Raw genomic sequence first — 21,694 nt, 5'->3', positions numbered from 1 at the left:
TCTGACTCTTTCTTTGGCTTGAGCTTACCTATCAAGCTCGCCGGCAATGACATTCATACTTGCCACCGTGGCAATGGCATCTGCCAACATGGATCCCTTCACTACCGTTGGAAAAGACTGATAAATGGCAAAGCAAGGAGGTCTCACTTTTAACCGATAAGGATTCGCAGAACCATCACTGACTAAATAAAATCCCAATTCTCCATTAGCTGCTTCTGTGGCATCGTAAACCTCCCCAACTGGAGGTCGCAGGCCTTTAATCACCAACATGAAGTGATTCATTAATCCTTCAATATTTCCATAAACATCTTTTTTTTCTGGAAGGACAAGACTCTTATCCCGAAGAGTAAAATCACCACCAGGAACATTCTTACACACCTGTTCAATAATTCGAATACTCTGCCTCATCTCTTCAATACGAACTAAATAACGATCAAAAATATCACCATTAGTCCCAATGGGCACATCAAAATTTAATCCATCATAACCATAATAAGGGGTCGCTTTTCTTAAATCTAAGTTCACACCACTGGCTCTGAGCAATGGTCCTGTGTAACCCCAATTGATCGCATCAGCCGCTGATACCGGACTGATCCCTTGAGTTCTTTTAATAAAAATTTTATTATCGATCATGAGCCGTGAGATCTCATCAACCCCAGCACTCATTTCTTTACAAAAGGCCATCACATCATCGAACCAGCCCTCGGGTGCATCTTGAGCCATTCCTCCCACTCGGGTCATAGAGACCGTCAGACGAGCCCCACAAAGTTTTTCAAATAAAGTATAAACTTTCTCGCGATAGGAAAACAAATGAAAGAAAGCGGTTAAAGCTCCTAAATCCACGCCCCCCGTTCCTACAGCAATAATGTGATCAATAATTCTTGAAAGCTCACAAAGAATGACCCTCATGGCTTGGGCTTTGGCTGGAATTTCAACGCCTAAAAGTCTTTCAACAGCTTTGCAATAACCCACATTATTCATTGGCGCCGAACAATAATTTAGCCTATCGGTATAGGGAATGACTTGATTATAGGGATGAGTCTCTGCCATTTTCTCAAAGCAGCGATGAAGGTAACCAATTTCGCAATTGGCTCTGACAACGGTTTCGCCATCTAACTCAACCATAACCCTTAATGTCCCATGCATTGCGGGATGAGAGGGACCAATATTTAAGGGGACAAGATTTTCATTTAAAACATCCCCACGGCTGCTTCCCTCATTGTTAAAGAAAATGGGCAAGGTTTCAGTACAGTGCTGTTGATGATCAGCTTCATAATCTTTTCTTAAAGGGTGTCCCACAAACTGATGGTGGGTCAAAATTTTTCTTAAATTGGGGTGCTTATCAAAACGAATCCCAAACATATCATAAGCTTCTCTTTCAAACCAGTCAGCACCTTTCCAAATAGACGTAGCTGTTTCAACAGCTTCGCCTTCTGCAACTTGAGTTTTTAATCGCAACCTTGAAGAATCTTTTGAGGAAAACAAATGATAGACAACTTCAAATCTTTTCTCACGATTTGGAAAGTCAACACCACATATATCCATTAAAAAATCAAAGCGATGAACTGATTTCAAATGAATTAAAACGGCAATTAATTCTTCCTTTGGAACCTCAATGACATCATCGCCAACAGAGTTGGAAAATTTAAAATTTTGATTTTGAGCCTGGGCTTGAAAGTGTTTTTCTAATTCTTGTTTTAATTCATCAATTTTAGTCATTTTATTTTCCATCTACAATTCGAGGTTGATCCAAAGAACTTGCGGGAAGATCCAGAGATTTTCCAGTATACGGGTTTTTCCAATGATCTCTCCATGGACGCGGTTGATTGGTGGCAATCATCCTTTGCAACAACATAATTCCATCCAATACAGCTTCGGGAGCGGGAGGACACCCAGGAACATAAACATCCACAGGTATGACTTTATCACAACCTTGAAGCACATGATAAGCTCGGTAAAAACCGCCAGAGCTCGCACAAGCCCCCATGGAAAGAACATACTTTGGCTCCAGCATTTGTTCATAAATTCTAACCAGAACCGGCGCCATTTTCTCGGTAATAGTTCCAGCAACAAGAAGCAAATCTGCTTGACGAGGGGAAAATCGAACCACCTCTGCGCCAAACCGTGCAAGATCGTAACGTGGCCCCATCACACTCATCAGCTCTATCCCACAACACGCCGTTCCGTAGGGCAAAGGCCATAGTGCATTCTTGCGACCCCAAGCTACGAGAGAATCCAGTTTTGATGTAAAGGCAAATGACCGCGATAAATCCTCAACACTTTTCTGACTCATTTGAAAACCTCTTTTTTTTCTGAATACTTAATGGTTACTTTAATTTTATAATGATGACAACTCTAATATTTTCTTGTCTTCACATCTAAAACTTTGCTCTAATCTTAGACAATCATTCCAAGATCAATTCTTGGGGAAAAAAGGAGTTTTCATGGCTATTTTAAAAATCTACCCTTTAGCTTTACTGATTTTTTCACTTTTATTTTCGACTCTGTCTCAAGGGAGCGAATCTGATATAGAGGAATCAGCCTTTTTAATTAAATACAAAACTCCAGAACTTCAACTCAGAGCGATCAAAAAAATGGAGAATGCTAAAACATTTTTATCAAACTCGACTCAAAAAGTGGAAGCTTTAACTCCTGAATGGGTTAAAATTTCTGGAAATCCGCAAAATATGAACCGCATTCTGCAAATGCAGAAAAAAGAAATTGAATACATCCAACCTGATTTTAAAATTAATTTAATCGAAGATTACCAACTCAACAATCCTAAGGAGCGAGCTGATTACTTAACCTACCTTCAACAGAATCAACAAATCATGGCTAGCTCCAAGTACTCTGATAATCCTAAAATCAGTGAAGCTCTTCCTCAAAAAACCAACCCCGATCCCATGCTAGCTAGCCAATGGGGAATGCTCGACATGGGTGGCCCCCAAGTTTGGAAGCAAATCCAAACAACTCAAATGAATCAACAAACTCCTATTATTGTGGCCGTGATAGATACAGGGGTGGATTACACCCATCCAGATCTGAACCCCAACATGTGGAGAAATCCCGGAGAAACAGGACTAGATGCTTCTGGGAAAAATAAATCAACTAATAAAATTGACGATGATGGAAATGGTTATATCGATGATGTTGTTGGCTATGATTTTTTAAGTAATGACGCTTTTCCTTATGACCTTGCCGTGCCCGCTTGGCAATTGCTTCTCGGTGGTGGAAATCCTGGCCATGGAACTCATTGCGCGGGAAACATTGCCGCTAGAGGAAACAATGGTCTTGGCATTTCGGGAGTTGCCCCCAATGCTCAGATTATGGCTTTGCGTTTTATCGGCAATCGTGGAGGCACAACTTCCGCTGCCATCAAAGCCATTAAATATGCCGTTGATAATGGCGCCAAAATCTTGAATAATTCTTGGGGTTCTGAAGGAGAAAATCCCGGGGAAGACACCGAAAACAGAGCCTTAAAAGAAATAATTGCCTACGCGGAGGCCAAAGGCGTTTTATTTATTGCTGCCGCAGGAAATGGCCATGCCGGAAAAGGTTATGATAATGATACAGATTCTCGACCTGGCTATCCCGCAAGTTACAAATACAGTAATATTATCAGCGTTGCTGCCATTGATAGCGAAAATAATCTAGGTGGTTTTTCAAACTGGGGAAAAGAAACGGTTCACATTGCCGCTCCCGGAGTCAAAATTTTAAGCACGATTGTTGGCGGAAGTTATGCGGATAAGGTGATTCCTTTTTTAGCTAATTGGGAGGGAACCAGCATGGCAGCTCCCCATGTTTCTGGAGCTGCCGCCCTCTATTGGTCGATGCATCCTGAAAAAACTGCTAGTGAAGTTAAAGAAGCCATTTTAGCTTCAGCCGTAAAAATACCTTCCTTGGAAAATAAGATTAAAAGCGAAGGAAAATTAAATCTTATCAACTTAATGAAATAGATTTCTTTCGTGATTAAAATCTAACCAATGGATCCTTATACCAGCAGCTGGGTCTTGCGCTTCGAAATTGATTTCGTTGTAACAGACAAGCCCCAGCTCTTGGGTCTCGCAGGCTAAAAGGAATATCTTCAGAAACATTACAGAGCGCTCCCGCATAAAGAGTATCTAACCGACATTGAGCTTCTGGATGACCTTGGAAAGTTTCATTCACTTTAATTTTATTTGTTCTTGAAAAATCTATTTGTCTCCAATCACTACTAAAAGAAGCCAAAACCCTTGCTAGCGATAATCCTGCCATGGAAGATCTCATGCAAACGGCTGCACGTAAAAGATTATTCGGAAAAGCATTCTGACAAGAAGTACGTACCTCGAGGGGAATATTGGCCACTTGAATCCAGCCCTCATTATTAGGCACTTTAGAAAGGATCGTTTTGGCACATTTTGCTGTAGAAAAATAATCCGATTGGCCTTCCGTTGAAAGATTGCTACCCGAGTATAAAGGGGCTCCACCAAGGTGATGGCCAATTTCATGGCATGCAACTAAAAGCAAACCTTCGGCTGTCATTAATGGGTGTCTCGCTAGGCCTCCGTACATTTCAACAACTCTTGTTCTTACTGTCACGTTGGGAGCTGTATATAATAAACTCGAACACTTTTCTTTCATCGCCTTGGTGTTTTCATCAGAGGCCGAGTTATTTAATAATTGAGCTGGATCACAAATAAAGGCCACGGCGTTAACGGTGTCGTCAGTCCATAAATTTCTAATATGAAATCGTCCCTGCCCCATTTGTCTAAAAATAGGATCATACACTTCTTCTACCGCGTGAATAACTTGGTTAAACGTTTTTTCTGACATTTGTCCAAATGATCTAATTGGAAATCTGAGTTTATTCGGAGGAATAAAATGACAATTCTCCTTTTCTTGAGTGGAAGATTTCTCAGAATTCTTGGATAAGTTTTTATCTGAAGTCATCACAGTGGTGTTTGCAAAACTAATGGGAATTAACCAAAAAATAAAAATGCATAGGAATTGTCTAAATATAAGTTGGACATTTTTGCCTAGTCGATTTTTGAAATTAGAAAAACATTTTTGGTTCACTTTTCCCCCACGTTGCAAAGTTGCAAAATTGCAAATTAACTTGCTGGAAACTAGATTCAGACAAGGCTGGAGGCAAGGCAAAAGATTTTTAGGGAGCCATAAGGAGAATTAATAACTCTAGTTTAGGGTTCATCTCAAGGTGAAAACAGGTGTTACGCGTTTTAATCCCTACCTAAGGAAACAAGAAATGGATTTTCTTTTTGCAACAAAATAAAATCTGATTTTGAGCTCAAACTTTTCCAATTATTTTCAATAAATATCTGACCCAGCGCTCCACCAAGGGAGTTTCCTGGGCCCAAAAGAATCACCTGATCAGGGCAAAATTCCTTCAAACAATAAGTGATCGCTTTGCTAAAATCATAGGGTTCAAGAACCTGATGCTCTAGAGTGTATTGATATAACTCTGTTAAGTCAGTTGAATACGGCATCCACAGGTGCCCACGGCCATCAACAAGGGGTAATTTAGGCGTATCCAACAAACTGAGGGGAAGCTCTTGAAAGGCTTGTTGCGACGTCATTTTTAGTAATGGCGTATGAAAAGCAGCATGATTCAAGAGCTGAAACGGGTAATTTTCGTATTTGGGTAAGGTTTTTAATAAGTGATTCAATGCCTTTTGGTTCCCACCGATGACTAAATACCCTCCCAAAAAAATGGAAATGTAAGCTTCACAGCCAGAGATCAAATTGACTTCCATGAGGGAGTTTAGAACTAATATTTTTTTTTCTTCAATTATTTTCCAATCGGAATCCATGATGGGATAAATGATTTGTCCCCCGATGACCTCATCTTTCATCATTGAACCCATGGTATTGATAACTTTGAAGGCTTCCTTAATTCCAAAAGATCCTGCCACCGCCATGGCAATATACCACCCCATTGAATTTCCAGTAACGGCTACGATCTCGTAATTTTCTTTGTCCAAATTTAAAAAATCAGCAAAGGCACAAGCGTAAATAAGTGTTGATGCATGTTCGCCTTTAGTATGCAACTGAGGGTTAAACAAAGGGGCCTTATCCAATTCTGAAATGGTTATTTCATTCAAATGCTGCTTTTCCGAATCTAACTGAGAAATAAAATCTGGAAATTTTGAATCATATTTTTTTAAATAGCCCAGGGTTTCTTTGGTATAAGACCCCCGTCCAGGGCAGACAACCACGACTCTTTTCTTCATTCTGACTTCACTTCTTTGATTTCTAAATTATTTTGTAAACTCATTTCCAAACATTTTTTAATAATTTCATCTCGAGATGGCAATCCGGCGGCGGCGGCCACACCTAGGGTGATGAAACAATCATGTGCAGCTATCACTTGAATTTGTGGACTCAAAGGAAGGGAATTAAATCCCTCGACTAATAATGAAACCAAACCTTCACTTAAAGATCCCGTTTGTCGGCACTCATCGACGATTAAAATATTTTTAAATTCTTTTGCGACCGAAAATATTTTTTCCTTATTTAAGGGCGCTACCCATCTTAAATCCAAAACATGAACTTTTAGTTGATGTTTTTCATCCAAGATTTTTTGGGCCTGCAAAGAGAAATAAACCCCATTTCCGTAAGTGATGATAAGAATATCTTCCGCAAGAGGGCTTTGTTTGCTATGGAGAGCAAAGTCCCCAATCTCAATCTCGTCTTCTGGATCAGGATAGGCGAAGCACCAGCCCTTATCTCCCTCTTGATGCAAATCTTTTGTCATATAAAGAGCAATAGGTTCTATAAAAACAACGACTCGCCCTTTTTCATAAGCTTCTCGAACGCATCTTCTTAGCATTTTCGCTCCATCTAAACCATTTGAAGGCACAGCTAGAATCAATCCGGGAATATCCCTAAACACAGCTAAAGAATTATCATTGTGAAAATGGCCACCGAAACCCTTTTGATAGGGCAATCCTGCGATGCGAACAACCATAGGATTTGTAAACTGACCTTTCGAAAAAAAAGCCAAGGTCGCGGCCTCCCCACGAATTTGGTCTTCGGCGTTGTGAACATAAGCTAAAAATTGAATCTCAGGAATAGGCAAAAGACCATTTTGAGCAAAACCCAAAGCTGTTCCAAGTATCGACTGTTCGTCTAACAAAGAATTAAATACTTTTTTGGCGCCAAATTTTAAATAGAGACCATCCGTCACATTATAAACACCGCCTTTTTGCGCCACATCTTCACCAAAGACACAAGCTCCTGGATATTGAGCCAATAGATCGATCAAGGTGTAATTTAATAATTTGGCTAAATGCTGAGGCGTTTTCAATCTCGCAAACTCGTTACCAAAAAATTTTTCTCTTTGTTTTATCGATGGTTTTTCAGGGGCCACACGAGGATGATCGCAAGCGATCAGCGAGGACCTAATCTCTTCTGGCTTTAAAAGCTTTGGCCTTGTGATGACATACTGACCAACGCTATCAATTCTGGCTCTTAAATCTTCGTACATTTCAATTATTTGATTCATAGAAAGAATATTATTTTCAATTAAGATCCGAGCGCTGTGGAGTAAGGGATCTTGAAACTCGATGGCTTCAATATGCTCCAGGGTGTGATAGTTAAATTCAACATCGGAGCCGGCATGGCCTAACATACGAATCACTTCTATATGAAAAAATACGGGCCTTCTGGTTTGACGAACATAGGCCTCAACTTCTTTAGTTTTTATAACCAAGTCCAATAAGTTTAATCCGTCTGCTTTAAAATACTTTATTCCTGGCCTATTTGAAAAATTACTTTCTATCCAATTTTTAGGAGTGTGAACTGAAATCCCAATCCCATTATCCTCGCAAATGAAAATCAAAGGTAAGGGAATATTTTGATAGGCAATCCAAGATGCGGTATTGATAGCCCCCACGGCGGTTGAGTGGTTAGCCGATGCATCCCCAAACTCACAAAGAACAAGGCCATCCGAGGGAATCATACTAGGTAAGTTTAATTCTTTGGCTCTCGAAATAGATAAAGCAGCCCCTACTGCCTTTGGCAAGTGAGACGCAATGGTGCTTGTTTGCGGTGGAATATTTAAGGCTTTGCTTCCAAATACTTTGTGACGACCTCCAGAAATGGGATCCTCGCTTGAAGCGACAAAGCTTAACATGGCATCATAGATGGCGGAAACCCCAGGAACTTGTTTAGATCTTTGCACCATGAAGGCCCCGCATCGATAATGCAAAAATGCCATATCCGAGTGTTTAAAGTACTTACCAAAAACAGCATTGCCCTCATGCCCAGAACTCCCAATGGTGTAAAAACACAGATTTGAATTTTTAAGAATTCTTGCTCTTAAGTCTAAATGACGGCTGATAATTTGACTTTCGAAAAGATCAACAAGTTCTGTGGGTTTAATAAGTTTTATAAGTTTTTCATCATAAAAAATTTCCTGCTTTGATTTGGGAAACTGTAAATGACTTACAAACTTAATAAAATTTTGATCAACAACTTCGGCTCTATTATACATAAGGCTCAAAATGGATTCTGTACCTTAAATTCGCCAGTCACTTTTAATGGGAACTCTTCATAACTGCTATTATCTGCAGCATATCTTTTTTCTATAGCGATCAGTTCCCATTTTCCCTTGGCAGTAAACTTTATGGAATCCTTTTTAATTGAAACTCCGCCACACTTTATAGGACAAGAAGTATACCCCTTGGCTTTAAGTTCAGACGTTGAAGTAATTGTATCAGCGGAATTGGCTCCCAAATGATGATCCCAAGAGGATACCAAAACGTTTTTGTCTTTATCATATTCACGTTTCCAAAAAAGAATATTTAAAGAACTGGAGGATAAGGTGCATTCATATTTACCAATTTGAGCGGACTCCACGGTTAACTTTAGAACCTCCACTCGTACCTCTGAAGTCTTGCTTCCTTGCCAAACAATCACGGGAGTTGGAACTTCAAAGTAATTTGTAACCGAACCTGCAACCAAAGTCCCTTTGGCTTCTTCTTCACAAGAACGCGTGGATGAAGGAATAATATTATTAACTCCCGATGAAATCTCTACCTTCAGATTATCACTAGCATCCTCACCAGAACCGGAACAGCTCAGCAATATTGAAAATACCAGGAGGCTAAACATTTTTATTCTTAGCATCGTCATTTTTAACTTTGTCATTTTAACCTCCTTGTCTGTGGCTAATTCTATGTGGCTAATTCCATGCGTTTAATTCCGTGTGCTTGATGCTAAGTAGTTACCTCTATGAGGTTGCACCAATGATTCAATATGGTTAGTTCTTATTAAAATCACTGTTTAACCGCCTCTATGTCATTATACGTTAAAATCTTTGGAGTTAAAAACACTAAAAGCTCGGTATTAATCCTGGATGAGCTTTTCTGCCTAAATAAATACCCCAAAATAGGGATATCTTTTAAGCCAGAAATACCCACTTCACCTTCGGCTGTATCATTTTGAAATATTCCACCAATAACCGACGTTTGTCCATTTTTTACTAACACATTGGTTTCCACATTTCTTTCATATTTGGGAGCCGATGCCGGTAACGAAGGATTTGAGGCAATACCTGGATAGGATCGCAATACTTTGATATTCATTTTGACGGAACCGTCATTTGTTACCTGAGGAGTCACTTCTAAAGTTAAGGCTGTAGACATTGTCGCCCCCTCTATCAATTTTCCTGTATTATCAACAACAGCATTTTTAACATCATTTTTTGCAGAAATAGTTGCTTTATTATTATTAATACTCACAACCCGCGGCGAAGACAAAACTTTGACCTTATCTTCTTTTTCCAAAAGAGCTAAGGTTGCAGCTAAACTTCCCAACACATCTAGAACACCAATATTAAGTCCAAATCCATATTCAGAAGTACTACTTGCTTTCCCTAAAGAGAAATTTGGAGTCATCTCTACTTTTCCTTTTACTAAACTTACGGCCTGTCCTGAGAACCCCCAATTCACGCCAATCTGATTTTGAAAGTTTTCATTAGCTTCAACAATTTTACCTTCAATCAGAACTTGAGCCGGAGGGGTATCTAAATTTCTTATCATGATGCCTATTTTTTTAAGCACATCTTCTGTATCAATCACAATCATCGAATTGGTGCGCGAATCAAAGGAAATACTTCCACGATCCTTAGTTAAAAAGATTTTCATTTTGTCTTGCAAGTCACTTCCCTCTGCAAAACTGATAGGGAAAATCTGTACCTTTGTCGGATCGATCTGTTTTCGATCATTGTATTCTTTTACCTTGTCATTGAGTTCTTTTGACAAAACATCTAAAGTTGCGATTCTCAAAATATTACCAATTTTCGCATAGCCCAGTTTTTTAATTTTCATAATGACTGTTAAACATTGATCCCAAGCCACTCGATTCAGACTTATTGATATTTTAGAAACTGGAACTTCTTCCGTAATTAAATTAATATTAGCAGAGGAAGCCAATAGGTTTATAACTTCTTTAGTCTCCATATCATCAAAATTACAATCAATAATTTCTCCATAGAATTTAGTGTTTTTCTCTAAAAACTCTGAAATACTTTCTTGTCCTGTCAAAACGCTAGAGGAATTTAACTTACTTGTACTCTGCGAATCATTTTTTGAAGAAAACTCTTGAGAGGAAGATTGTTTCATTTCCTCCAACTTATCTGTATTTACCACTTGATCTGTTTTCTCAGTGGCTTCGTTAGTCGCCACAACCAAAGAATTTCCCTCCAACTGAATAAATGGATCACTCGCCCCAGCTCTCAATTGCAAAACCACTCTCGTAATTTGAGTTCCAGGATTTTTATAAGTATCCACAGAAGCTATTCCACCTTTGAATTCTTTCATATTTAGAGGGCGTAAAACTTTTGCCAAAACTTCAGAGTTGGGAATTTCAATAATCAGTTGATTGAGCTCAGGTTTTTTTCTGGTCGTGTAGGTAAAGGGACCTGAAGCTTCCAAAACCAATGAACCGCCAGTATCATTACCTTTGAATTGTATCCCTTTAATTGTGACTGGTTTATTTACGGGTGCTGGTTCACTGACAACCACCGGAGCCGCTGTTTCCTGTGGAGGAAGTTCCTGCTGCTGAGGTTGTGGTTGTGGTTCTGCAGGCGGTTGTTCTGCGAGGGGCTGGTCTTGCATCGGCTGTTCGGACGGTGCTGGCTCAGGCTGAGGAGCCTCGTTCAGAGAAAACTCGTCCTTAGCTGGCTCTTGCGGTGGCGGATTCTCTGCTGTCGGAGGCGGAGGGTTCTCTGGAGTATTTTCACTAAACTCATCTACTGGATCTGAACCTTCAGAAGGTTTCTCGACAGCGGGATCCGCATTTGTATCACTAGCCGCTACCTCTGAACTGGCACCCTTATCCGAGGCTAAGTCTTCATCGGAACCTGTTGGTTGAGAAGAACAGGATACCACAAAATATCCTAAGGCGAGTACAAATATTATTTTTCTTTTCAAATTCATATAAATCTCCCTAGGAGTTAATGCTTTTCACTTCTAATTCTGTTCATTTTTTTTAAACTTTAGGACAACTTTTTCTAAAATTTTTTGCCCATCGAAATTTCTAAATTGCTCTATCAGCACGGAGTTACTTGTAATATCAACTATTTTACCTTCATTTCGACCAATTTGATCATTCTTTTTCATATAATAAGTTTTACCTTCCTTAACTTTGATGGCCGCCACGGGGTTGTCTTTATTATAAACTATTCCTAAAAGAATCACATCAACAGGTACCAAAATGGTTTTAATATTTCTAATTTTTAGCAAAGCCAGATCTATTTCCTCTTTTTTGGGATCTTGTTTGGACTGCAAGATAAGACTTGGATCACGGTATCTTTTAAATGGATCTCGGCCTTCATTTTCGTTATATTCAAAATCATTTTTTGATTCATTTATAGGTGCGGTAACCTGGTTTTCCTCCAAGGGAACAGCAGTAACTGGGGCCGTAGCTGGAGTCGTAGGCGGGGACGTAGCCGCTGCATTAGGATTTGGATTTACTTCGGTCTTACCCTCTTCGGCAAAAGCCTGATTAAATAAAAATAAAAAAAGAAATAATTTGATCACTTATTATCCTTATTTTTTTCAACTTTATTCTCTAAGGACCGGTATCCATTAATTGTCAGATCCACGTGTAACAAATTTTTATCTGAGCTGGGTATTCGTGAAATTCTATACTTAGAAATCGTGGTAATGGTTTCAAAATTTCCAGCTTGAATAAAAAATATTCCTAGCTGGGAGTAACTCGCTTTAAATTCAATATCCAAAGGGAGTTTCTCAACAATATCAATTTTTTCAGTGGCTAAGGGCTTTTTTGATGAAATTTGAATTTGTGGCTTTCTCGAAAAGCCTTCAATATAAGAAATCACATCAGAGGTGGTGATATTATTGGGCAATCTTTTCTGAATTTCATCCAAATTTTGACTTAATTTGGTCACAAGTTGCTGCACCAAAATAGCTTTCTCTTCTGTTTTTTTGGTGTCTTGAGCTTTAGATTCCTCTTGATTCTTCTGTTGTTGTAGCGTTGTTAATTGTTGTTCAAGTTGAGCCATCGTGTCTTTAAATGAACCAATATAATAAAGACCACTAAGAACAAAAGCGGCAAGCATAATTTTTGAATACTCAAAACCAACTATTTTGATAAAAAAATTAATCATATCTCATTTACCCATTGAGATAATCATCTCAAAGCTTTCCAGTTTTTGACCTTCAAAATCTACGGTTTTTTGCTCAATTATTTCGCAAGAGTTAAACAATATATTTTGTTTAACTTCTGTTCTTAGTTTCTGCACATCAGAAGCATTAACCGATAACCCTTTTATTCTAATTTCACCTTTAACAGATACTTCAGTTTTTGATGGATCATAATTATAAGTAAATTCATCAATCCAAAGTTTTTCAGGCAAAGACTTTTGAAAAAATTTATGAATTTCAATTTCATGTCCCCTAATGGAGTTTAAAAAATTGATTTTCTTAATTTTTTCTCTGATGATGTCACCTTCCTTTTCAAATTGTTTGATATCATTAACAAACTTTTCTTTCGCTTTGTTAAACAATATGAGTTCATCAATTTGTTTTTGCAAAGGAGGCAATTGAGCTTTCATTTCATCTTGATAGTAAAAATTATCAAAAATATAAAAAGAAATTGGAAAAAACAAGAGGGTAAAAATTCTCAAAAGTGCCTGGTTTTTCAATTCAGATTTGGTAATCACCAAATCTTGATTTAAGGCAATCGTTGTCATCTGAGGATTTACTTGCGATTTAAGTTTAGAGGTTAAGAGGTTTACTTTAATCATTGTCACCAACTTGCCTCAACCCTAAGCCCATTGCGACTGCTGAAAATTGGGCAAGTTGCTTAACAAATTGTGGAGAAAATTTCTTAGAACTCGTGCTCACTTTTTTAAATGGATTTAAGTGCTCAAAAATAGCCCCAGTGCTTTTATGCAATGATTCAATAAGTCCAAAAGTGGCAGAGGCTCCTCCCGTGTAAAAAAATCTATCAATGGTAATACCATTGGTTGAAACATTAAGTAAATCCAAGGAGTTTTTGATTTCTTCAACAATAGAATCTGTTGTCATCTGCATAAACATTGTTACTTCTTCGGGAACTTCTTTTTTTGATGAGGCCGATATTTTGAGGGTTTCTGCTTCAATTAATGAAATTCCCAAGTTTTTCGAAATTTCATTTGTGTAGTTGATGCCTCCTGCTAAAATGTCCCTGCAAAAAACAACTTCCCCTTTAGACATAACAATAAAATTAATAACGGAAGCTCCAAAGCTTAGTATACCCACATTCAAATCATTTTTCTTACCATAGTTGAATTCAAAGATATTGGCTAAAGCAAAACCGGTCACATCCACTATTGACGTTTTTAGATTGGCATTTTCAATTACCGACAAGTACTGAGAAACAATTTCATTTTGAGCCGCAACTAACAGAACATCCATCGTGGCATCTTGAGTCTGCTTGTTTAAAACCACATGGGTTAAAGAAATATTTTGAATATCAAACGGAATATATTGCTCAGCCTCAAATTTAATTTGCTCTTTTAAAAGCTTATCTTCCATTTTTGGCATCTTAATTTTTCTGACAATAACTGACGTGCCACTGAGCCCCACCGAAGCATTTTTTCGTTTTGTTTTCATTTCAGAAATCAAATTAGATATCGCTGATCCTAAAGCGTGAGCATCTTTGATTTCTTCTGGAGCCATCGAATTTACAGGAGTAGGTAAAAAACCAAAATTTTGCAATGTCGCAGAGCTACCCTTCAAATCTAATTCTGCAATTTTTATCGAATTAGTACCTATATCAAGTCCTAAAACTTTTTTTGAAGTAAAAAACATTTGATTTCTTCCTTAGATTTCATTTTGAATTGTACTCAGTGAAGAGTCAAATGCACGACAGGCTCAAAATCCAGGTAAAAATAAATTAAAATACCATTCGCCAATTTTTTGGCCATAGAAAATAAATAACACCGCACCTAAGACCAGATAGGGGCCAAAGGGAATCGCGGTTTTGAATCCATCCTTTGATTTAAACGCGACTAATAGACCGACGACAGAGCCGGTAATTGCTGAACACATGATAACAAAAGGTATCGCCTTCCAACCAACTAAGGCCCCAATCCAGGCTAGAAGTTTTATGTCCCCTCCACCCATTCCTTCTTTTCCAGAAATCAAATAATAAATATAGGCCAACATCCACAATATACCTCCCCCAAATAGAACTCCTAGAACAGCGTCCAAGAAAGCTCTCTCTGGATTTAAAAGAGCTCCAAGGAGACCAATAACTATTCCGGAAAGGGTGAACTCATCAGGTAAAATCATGTGATCAAAATCAATAAATGTACAAACCACTGATGCAAATAAAAATAGGATAACTTCGATCAGATAATAATGAAAACCAATCTGAATGTAGGCTAGAGAAAATAAAATTCCAGTTAATAACTCCACTAAAGGATATCTATAAGAAATTGCAGCCTTGCATTTCCGGCATTTTCCTCTTAGAAGGCACCAAGAAATTACAGGAATATTATCATACCATTTAATCTGAGTTCTACATTGATAACAGTAAGATCTTGGACGAATGGGACTTTCTTCACGGGGTATCCTAAATATCAAAACATTTGCAAAACTTCCAAAAATCAAGCCGTAAAAAAAAAATATAAATATCAGAGCCTCTGAAGAAATACCCAAACTATCTAACATAGTTTTATTAAACACTATTTTTTTTTTAAGACAAGACTATTTTTTTTTGATAGAATTGATTGAGAATTAAAAAAAATAGAGGCGTTTTCCTATGAAAATAAATTTTAATTTAAAGTTTCTTTTAATTTTGTCCTTCTTTTGTCTTGGTCTTCAGTGTTCAAGCTCAAATAAAAACATAAATAGCAATCCTCTCGTTTCAGCCAAGTCCAGAGAGCCCAGCTCTCTGCTTGAAAAAAATGATGTTAAAATTGTCGCCGACTCAGCAAAAGAAAGAATAAATAGACTGCTTAAATTTATATTGATTTCAGAAAAGAATTTTTCCGCAGTCTCCAGGGGAGACTGCAAGGCCTTTGTTTCCCAAAATGATTCTTATTGCACTTCAAAAAATTGTTTGGCTATTTTGAAAAACCAAAGCGCTCTCTGCGAAAGTAATGACTGCAAAGCGCTTACTGAAGGCAATCCCATTTTTTGCGAGTCAAAAAATTGCTCTGCTATCATTAAAGATTCAATGTCTGAATGCGATTCAAATAACATGGATTGTCTATCTCTTTTCAATTCCGCCTATTGCACAAGTCCTGATTGCGAATCCTACATCAAGGAATTCGCAGGCAGATGTCAAAACTTTTTTTGTCATGCTATTAGCAAAGAAAACATTATGGAATGTGATAAATAAGGGCTCTAAACAATGTCTTTCTTATTAAACTTTTTAATTGCCAGAATTAAAAACAGAATAATCCAAATGGAAAAATAGCCAATCATGAAAAATAGCTCTTTAACCTCAACAGATTGCTTTAGGTAATAAAAATTTTTCCAATTCATTCTATAAAATTGAGGACTCACTAACTCTAGGATTTTATAAAATTCAGTTATTTTTGGATCCTTCATTAGTTTTACAAAAAATTCTACATTATTTATCCAATGCCCATACAAATAAAAACTTAATCCAAACAATAAACTTAAAATGGGTCTAATAAAAATACTCAAAAGAAATACTAAAGAACAAACCACGGTTGTTTTCATAAAAATGTTTATTAAAATAAATAGGGAGTTTAAAATATATTTCTGTTCCCAAAAAATGATATTTAATAAAGTCATTAAAAATACGTTATTTAATAACATGAGAAAGGACAAACCTAAAAACTTACCAATTAAGAAATGAGCTCTCCTTAATGGTTTTGAAAGAAGTAACAAACAAGTTTGTTTATCAAACTCTTTATTCAACATATAAGAACCAGAAAACAAAGCTAAGCCCAAAGTGGAAATTTCCATCGTCGACATTCCTAAATCCGCTAAAATTCTTTGATATTCAAAAATTGTCATATTACTTAGTGCTAAACTTAAAAAAATAAATAAAATTGAAATAAATACCATGACCAAGAATAGTTTTTCTCTGATCAACTCCTGAAAAGTAACACTGGCAATCAATAACGTACTTCTCATTTTATTGTTTCCTTTTTTCTAGATCTAAAAGCTTCTTCTAATGATGGATACTCGCTCATAAAGATTTTTAGTTCATCATTATAAATAATTTCTCCTTGATGAATTACTACAAGAAAATCGCAAAGTTCTTCCATATCTTGCAACAAGTGACTACTGAAAAAAAGGGTAATACCTTTCTTTTTTTCTTCTTTTAAAATATCTTTTACCATTAACCGACCGTCAGGATCCAGTCCAGACATAGGCTCATCGAGAATCAGCAATTCTGGTTCATGAATAAGGGCTTGAGCCAAACCAATTCGTTGCAACATTCCTTTTGAAAAGCTTCTTAAATATTTATCTTTTGCATCACTCAGGCCTACCTTCTGCAGGACCCTACTGATCTTTTCAATGATCAAAGAACGAGGACTGGTGACATCTGGAGTGCTCAATTTATAATGAAATTCCAAAAATTCTTTAGCAGTTAAAAACTCGTAAAGATAAGGTCTTTCTGGAAGATAACCAATTTTGCTTCGCATTTTAGAATTTAAAGGGTGATTAAAAAATAATATCTCGCCAGAGTTTTTAAAAATAAATTCTAACAAACATTTAATCGTGGTTGTTTTACCTGAACCATTATTTCCAACAAACCCAGTAGTTTTATTTTTTGGAATCTTAAAAGACACGTTATTAAGAATTAACTTATCCTTTTTAAAGAAGGATGTTTTAAACTTTTTAGTTAAACTATCAACTTTTATTGCGTACTCATCCATTAAATTTCTACCTTTATCGAATCTCAATGTCTAAATTTTTTATTACTTCTCTCACTGGATCATACTGTTTACTTGTTGCCGGCATGAGTTCTTTTTCTCCTAAGATTTCAGAGAACCTTTTCTTATCTTTATTTTTTTCAAACAAGTCTACAATATTAACCATGACTGAATGAACCACGTTGGGGTACTTATCATAAAAATCTTGGCGAACTGTAAAAGGATCTGTAGGAATAGGGTCACTGACCCAAATCACTTTAAAATAATTTTTTTTGCTTGAAAATTTAGTCCATGCTCCCGAACTACCTTTGGCATTATCGCTGAAAACCGCAATCGCATCTACTTTTCCATCTTCTAATAACTTAACTGACTGGGAATGGTTTCCAGAATAAATAATTTGTTTAAAATCAGAATCAAGAAAATTCATTTTTTTTAGATAAGCTTTCGGATAAAGAAACCCTGAAGTCGATTTTGCATCCACAAACGCAATTATTTTTCCTTTGAGATCAATCAGTCTTTTGATCTTACTTTTTGAATTGGTCACCAATCCAGAATAGTAGAAAGGCTCAGAATATATTTTTTTAAGCAATACCTTTGCCTTGGCCATTTTTTCTGCATACACAAAAGATAAGGCAGTTAAAAAAGCAAAATCTATTTTTTTATCTTTCATTGCTTCTATCAACGTACTGTAGTCCTTAGAAATATAAATATTAGTTTTAATTCCTATCATATTTTGAAGTTCAGAAGCTAATTCAATGCTTTCTTTTTTTATAACTTCAGGATTTCCTCCAGGGATAACGCCAATCGTGATTTCATCCGGAGTGTCAATTGCTGACGTCCTGGCCAAGGGAGGTGCTAGCAGAAGGCTCAGAAAAAGCAAAACTTTAAATAAAAGAGTTTTTGAATTTATTAATTTCATTTAAATTTATATTCCAGATTTAACTCACACTCTATTTAACTCAGAGATTGATTGAAAAGCCTTAAAGCTGTTCTTTTCAAAAAGGCTCTTAATTCACTTACAAACATTGAACCTCAAAAGATCCTTCAATTTTCTTTTTCAGAGCTAATAAAAAGGCTTCTGCGGCATCACTCTCTGTTATACATGGAATACTATAATCAATACAGGCCCGTCGTATATCAAAACTCGCTTCTATAGACTTACGTCCAGTTGTGGTGTTAATAACCAAATCCACATTGCCTTGCCTTATATGATCCACACAATGCGGTCGGCCTTCATGGACTTTCTTTAAAGCTAAGCATTTTAATCCATGATCTTGAAAGTATTTAGCGGTCCCCGTCGTTGCAGACAGCACGAAACCCATACTCGCAATTTCTTTAGCTAGGACCAACATTTCACTTTTATCTTTTTCTCTGAGCGAGAAAAAAGCCTCACCTTGAGATGGCAAATTCACATGACTTGAAATAAAAGCCTTCATCAAGGCTTCCGAATAGTCTTTTCCTCTCCCCATGGTTTCACCCGTTGACTTCATTTCAGGACCGAGGATGGAATCGGATTCAGAGAATTTTTTAAATGGAAAAACAACGCCTTTAACGCTGACGGTATTTAAATTTCTCCAGTTCCATTTTTCAAATTCAATTTCAGATTTTTTCTTTCCCAAAGTTGCCATAACCCCTAAATCAACCAGAGGAATATGCGTGGCTTTGGCAATAAAGGGAACAGATCTAGAACTTCTTGGGTTTGCCTCCAAAATATAAATTTCATCGTTTTTAACTGCCAATTGTAAATTTAAATGACCAATCACATTTAAACGATTGGCTAATTTTTTAGAAACATCTTCAATTTTCAAACAGGTCTCATCTTTTAATCGCTGAGGGGGAATCACTCCCATACTATCGCCGGAATGCACTCCCGCAGCCTCAATGTGTTCAACAATTCCTCCAATGACAATCCAATCGTCTCCTCTAATAAGATCTACATCGACTTCTAGAGCTCCTTCTAAGAACTGATCCATCAAACACGGTTGCTTATCAGAAATAAAATCGTGCTGCCGTTCAAAATAAGATCTTAACTCATCCACTGACTCTAAAACTTCCATTCTTCTGCCACCAAGAACAAAACTAGGCCTACAAATCATCGGAAAACCCACATGTTTTTCCAATTCTAAAGCTTGATTTAAAATTCCAGCCATACCTGACTTTGGAATTTTGATGCCAATTTCTTTGCAAATAGAACTAAACAAACCCCTATCTTCGGCTAAATCAATGGTATTATTAGAAGAACCTAAAAGCTTAAATCCTAATTTTTCCAAAGGCCTAGCTAAATTTATCGGTGTTTGCCCACCTAGCTGAGCTACAAAACCAAACGGATTGGTGGCACTCATGATTTCAGATAAAGACTCAACGGTAAGTGGCTCAAAAAATAATAAATTAGACGTATCATAATCAGTCGAAACAGTCTCTGGATTTGAATTAACCATGATAACGGGCATTTTATTTTTTTGGAAAGCCTTCACCCCGCGAACGCAGCTATAATCAAACTCTATCCCTTGACCAATTCTGTTTGGTCCACTGCCAATCACAACTACTGGATCTTTCAACACTGGCAATTCTGAAAAGTCAGACCAATAGGTTGAATACATATAAGGAGTTGAAGAAAAAAATTCACCAGAACAAGTGTCCACACGATTGAATTTTGGTTTTAAATTTAAGACCTTCCTGCATGATAACAATTCCGACTCTTTAGCTCCAACCAGTTTCGCAATTCTCGCATCTGAAAATCCCTTTTGTTTCGCCTGTTTCAATAAATTATAAAAATTTTGCCATCTGTGCTCGCTGTGCTTTTCAGCAAGAGATTGAGATAAATCTTCTGCTAACGGGCTGGACGCACTAGACTTACTGAAATCTAAAACCTCCGAAATTGTTTTCAAAAATAACTCTCTATGGGATTTCAAAGTTTTTTCAAATAAAATAATTCTTTCAAGATGCTCTAAAAACCAGGGATTTATTTGTGTTAAATTTTGAATCTCAGAAATTGATTTCCCATCTCTGAAGGCTTGGAAAATGGCAAAAATTCTCTTAGAGTTGGGATAGGAAAGCTGTTCTGATGTATAAACGACTTCTGGAATCCCTTCGGGGTGAAATTCCAAAGACAAGAGTGCTTTCATTAACGACTCTTCAAAAGTTCTTCCAATTCCCATGACTTCACCCACACTTTTCATTTGGGTCGTCAATGCATCCTTTGTTCCGGCAAATTTTTCGAAAGCAAACCTAGGAATCTTGGTCACTACATAGTCAAGAGCGGGTTCATAACAAGATGGTGTTGATTTGGTAATATCATTTTTGATTTCATCTAAAGAATACCCGATGGCTAAAAGTGCAGCTAACTTTGCGATTGGAAATCCTGTGGCCTTACTTGCTAAAGCGGAAGACCGACTCACCCTTGGATTCATTTCTATAACAACACGTTGTCCCGTCGTAGGATCTACGGCAAATTGAATATTTGCTCCTCCCGTTTGGATACCCACTTCTTGAATTATTTTATAAGCCTCATCGCGCATTTCTTGATATTGGCGATCGGATAGAGTCATCTGTGGAGCCACGGTAATGCTATCACCTGTATGGACACCACAAGGGTCAAAGTTCTCAATGTGGCAAACCACCACAAAGGTTCCCTTATGGTCTCTCATCACTTCAAGCTCATATTCCTTCCAACCCAAAATACTTTCATCAACCAAAACTTCACTCGTTGGACTTTCATGAAGAGCTCTCACCAACATACTTTTATACTCTTCGGGTGAGTAGGCAATGCCGCCACCGCCACCACCCAGCGTGTAATTTGGTCGTAAAATTAAAGGGTAACCCAACTCATCGGCCACGGTAAGGCCAAATTCAAAATTTCGTACCAAAAAACTCTTTGGATATTTAGCCCCAACTTTGTCTAAAATATTTCTAAAAAGCTCTCTATCTTCTGCTGCTTTGATAACCTCCGGTGTCGCACCAAGAAGTTCCACATTATATTTTTTCAGAATTCCTTTTTCATGCAAATCTAAAGCTAAATTTAAAGCCGTCTGTCCGCCTAATGTGGGAATCACGGCCTGCGGTCTTTCTTTTATCAAAATCTTTTCAATATACTCGGCCTTTAGGGGTTCAATGTACACGCTCGTAGCTAGCTCTGGGTCCGTCATAATCGTTGCAGGATTTGAGTTAACCAAAACCACTTCTAAATTTTCACTCATAAGAGCTTTACATGCCTGAGTACCTGAATAGTCAAACTCACAGGCTTGACCGATGACAATGGGACCGCTTCCAATAATCAATACTTTTTTTAAATCTTTTCTTTTTGGCATAGTTTACTTTCTTGTCTGA

18 protein-coding genes are annotated in these 21,694 nt (G+C 37.3%); 2 read left to right on the top strand and 16 right to left on the bottom strand.

What is annotated here, in order from left to right:
* Positions 1-24: 24 nt before the first annotated feature.
* Positions 25-1,719: an NADH dehydrogenase (quinone) subunit D gene (gene nuoD / locus J0M15_03305; protein ID MBN8536058.1), complete on the bottom strand. Its 1,695-nt coding sequence runs from the start codon at positions 1,717-1,719 to the stop codon at positions 25-27.
* Position 1,720: 1 nt separating this feature from the next.
* A complete protein-coding gene (locus J0M15_03300; protein MBN8536057.1) occupies positions 1,721-2,293 on the bottom strand; it encodes an NADH-quinone oxidoreductase subunit B in 573 nt (190 codons plus the stop codon).
* A gap of 151 nt (positions 2,294-2,444) precedes the next feature.
* On the opposite strand from J0M15_03300, the gene J0M15_03295 reads away from it, so the two are divergent.
* On the top strand, positions 2,445-3,956 hold the full coding sequence (locus tag J0M15_03295) for a S8 family serine peptidase (GenBank protein ID MBN8536056.1): 1,512 nt from the start codon (positions 2,445-2,447) through the stop codon (positions 3,954-3,956).
* Positions 3,957-3,969: 13 nt separating this feature from the next.
* On the opposite strand, the gene J0M15_03290 is transcribed toward J0M15_03295, so the two are convergent.
* The 10 genes from J0M15_03290 to J0M15_03245 all read right to left on the bottom strand — a co-directional run bounded on the left by J0M15_03290 (position 3,970) and on the right by J0M15_03245 (position 15,182).
* Entirely contained in the window at positions 3,970-5,055 is a 1,086-nt protein-coding gene (locus J0M15_03290) for a hypothetical protein (protein MBN8536055.1), read from the bottom strand.
* A 161-nt stretch (positions 5,056-5,216) separates the two neighbouring features.
* Entirely contained in the window at positions 5,217-6,227 is a 1,011-nt protein-coding gene (locus tag J0M15_03285; protein MBN8536054.1) for an ACP S-malonyltransferase, read from the bottom strand.
* Positions 6,224-8,491: an MFS transporter gene (locus J0M15_03280; GenBank protein ID MBN8536053.1), complete on the bottom strand. Its 2,268-nt coding sequence runs from the start codon at positions 8,489-8,491 to the stop codon at positions 6,224-6,226. Before J0M15_03280 ends, J0M15_03285 begins: the two co-directional genes overlap by 4 nt.
* A 5-nt stretch (positions 8,492-8,496) precedes the next feature.
* Complete coding sequence (locus J0M15_03275; GenBank protein MBN8536052.1) at positions 8,497-9,147, bottom strand: hypothetical protein; 651 nt, start codon at positions 9,145-9,147, stop codon at positions 8,497-8,499.
* A gap of 128 nt (positions 9,148-9,275) precedes the next feature.
* Positions 9,276-11,438 carry a type IV pilus secretin PilQ gene (pilQ, locus tag J0M15_03270; GenBank protein MBN8536051.1) on the bottom strand — a complete coding sequence of 721 codons (2,163 nt, stop codon included), beginning with the start codon at positions 11,436-11,438 and terminating at the stop codon, positions 9,276-9,278.
* A gap of 33 nt (positions 11,439-11,471) precedes the next feature.
* Positions 11,472-12,041 carry a pilus assembly protein PilP gene (locus J0M15_03265; protein MBN8536050.1) on the bottom strand — a complete coding sequence of 190 codons (570 nt, stop codon included), beginning with the start codon at positions 12,039-12,041 and terminating at the stop codon, positions 11,472-11,474.
* Complete coding sequence (pilO, locus tag J0M15_03260; GenBank protein MBN8536049.1) at positions 12,038-12,631, bottom strand: type 4a pilus biogenesis protein PilO; 594 nt, start codon at positions 12,629-12,631, stop codon at positions 12,038-12,040. Before pilO ends, J0M15_03265 begins: the two co-directional genes overlap by 4 nt.
* A 3-nt stretch (positions 12,632-12,634) precedes the next feature.
* On the bottom strand, positions 12,635-13,270 hold the full coding sequence (locus J0M15_03255; GenBank protein MBN8536048.1) for a PilN domain-containing protein: 636 nt from the start codon (positions 13,268-13,270) through the stop codon (positions 12,635-12,637).
* Entirely contained in the window at positions 13,263-14,318 is a 1,056-nt protein-coding gene (pilM, locus tag J0M15_03250) for a type IV pilus assembly protein PilM (GenBank protein MBN8536047.1), read from the bottom strand. Before pilM ends, J0M15_03255 begins: the two co-directional genes overlap by 8 nt.
* 63 nt (positions 14,319-14,381) lie before the next feature.
* Positions 14,382-15,182, bottom strand: coding sequence for a prepilin peptidase (locus tag J0M15_03245; GenBank protein MBN8536046.1), 801 nt, complete (start codon positions 15,180-15,182; stop codon positions 14,382-14,384).
* Positions 15,183-15,273: 91 nt separating this feature from the next.
* On the opposite strand from J0M15_03245, the gene J0M15_03240 reads away from it, so the two are divergent.
* Positions 15,274-15,855 carry a hypothetical protein gene (locus tag J0M15_03240; protein ID MBN8536045.1) on the top strand — a complete coding sequence of 194 codons (582 nt, stop codon included), beginning with the start codon at positions 15,274-15,276 and terminating at the stop codon, positions 15,853-15,855.
* Positions 15,856-15,860: 5 nt separating this feature from the next.
* Here the strand turns inward: J0M15_03240 and J0M15_03235 are convergent, their stop codons facing one another.
* The 4 genes from J0M15_03235 to carB form a co-directional block, all read right to left on the bottom strand.
* On the bottom strand, positions 15,861-16,622 hold the full coding sequence (locus J0M15_03235; GenBank protein MBN8536044.1) for an ABC transporter permease: 762 nt from the start codon (positions 16,620-16,622) through the stop codon (positions 15,861-15,863).
* Positions 16,619-17,371 (bottom strand): ABC transporter ATP-binding protein, encoded by a 753-nt coding sequence (locus J0M15_03230; protein ID MBN8536043.1) that lies wholly within the window; start codon positions 17,369-17,371, stop codon positions 16,619-16,621. Before J0M15_03230 ends, J0M15_03235 begins: the two co-directional genes overlap by 4 nt.
* 13 nt (positions 17,372-17,384) lie before the next feature.
* Complete coding sequence (gene phnD, locus J0M15_03225; protein ID MBN8536042.1) at positions 17,385-18,287, bottom strand: phosphate/phosphite/phosphonate ABC transporter substrate-binding protein; 903 nt, start codon at positions 18,285-18,287, stop codon at positions 17,385-17,387.
* Between the two features lie 97 nt (positions 18,288-18,384).
* On the bottom strand, positions 18,385-21,675 hold the full coding sequence (gene carB / locus J0M15_03220; protein ID MBN8536041.1) for a carbamoyl-phosphate synthase large subunit: 3,291 nt from the start codon (positions 21,673-21,675) through the stop codon (positions 18,385-18,387).
* Positions 21,676-21,694: the final 19 nt, after the last annotated feature.

This window comes from Deltaproteobacteria bacterium (assembly GCA_017302835.1).
Classification (GTDB): domain Bacteria; phylum Bdellovibrionota; class Bdellovibrionia; order Bdellovibrionales; family Bdellovibrionaceae; genus UBA2316.
Note: the sequence above shows the minus strand (reverse complement) of the source record. Positions and strands in the feature narration are given on the sequence as shown.

Coding starts and splice junctions, on each gene's coding strand:
- nuoD (MBN8536058.1), bottom strand. CDS start 1,719: ATGACTAAAATTGATGAATTAAAACAAGAATTAGAAAAACACTTTCAA.
- J0M15_03300 (MBN8536057.1), bottom strand. CDS start 2,293: ATGAGTCAGAAAAGTGTTGAGGATTTATCGCGGTCATTTGCCTTTACA.
- J0M15_03295 (MBN8536056.1), top strand. CDS start 2,445: ATGGCTATTTTAAAAATCTACCCTTTAGCTTTACTGATTTTTTCACTT.
- J0M15_03285 (MBN8536054.1), bottom strand. CDS start 6,227: ATGAAGAAAAGAGTCGTGGTTGTCTGCCCTGGACGGGGGTCTTATACC.
- J0M15_03280 (MBN8536053.1), bottom strand. CDS start 8,491: ATGTATAATAGAGCCGAAGTTGTTGATCAAAATTTTATTAAGTTTGTA.
- J0M15_03275 (MBN8536052.1), bottom strand. CDS start 9,147: ATGACAAAGTTAAAAATGACGATGCTAAGAATAAAAATGTTTAGCCTC.
- pilQ (MBN8536051.1), bottom strand. CDS start 11,438: ATGAATTTGAAAAGAAAAATAATATTTGTACTCGCCTTAGGATATTTT.
- pilO (MBN8536049.1), bottom strand. CDS start 12,631: ATGATTAATTTTTTTATCAAAATAGTTGGTTTTGAGTATTCAAAAATT.
- J0M15_03255 (MBN8536048.1), bottom strand. CDS start 13,270: ATGATTAAAGTAAACCTCTTAACCTCTAAACTTAAATCGCAAGTAAAT.
- pilM (MBN8536047.1), bottom strand. CDS start 14,318: ATGTTTTTTACTTCAAAAAAAGTTTTAGGACTTGATATAGGTACTAAT.
- J0M15_03245 (MBN8536046.1), bottom strand. CDS start 15,182: ATGTTAGATAGTTTGGGTATTTCTTCAGAGGCTCTGATATTTATATTT.
- J0M15_03240 (MBN8536045.1), top strand. CDS start 15,274: ATGAAAATAAATTTTAATTTAAAGTTTCTTTTAATTTTGTCCTTCTTT.
- J0M15_03235 (MBN8536044.1), bottom strand. CDS start 16,622: ATGAGAAGTACGTTATTGATTGCCAGTGTTACTTTTCAGGAGTTGATC.
- J0M15_03230 (MBN8536043.1), bottom strand. CDS start 17,371: ATGGATGAGTACGCAATAAAAGTTGATAGTTTAACTAAAAAGTTTAAA.
- phnD (MBN8536042.1), bottom strand. CDS start 18,287: ATGAAATTAATAAATTCAAAAACTCTTTTATTTAAAGTTTTGCTTTTT.
- carB (MBN8536041.1), bottom strand. CDS start 21,675: ATGCCAAAAAGAAAAGATTTAAAAAAAGTATTGATTATTGGAAGCGGT.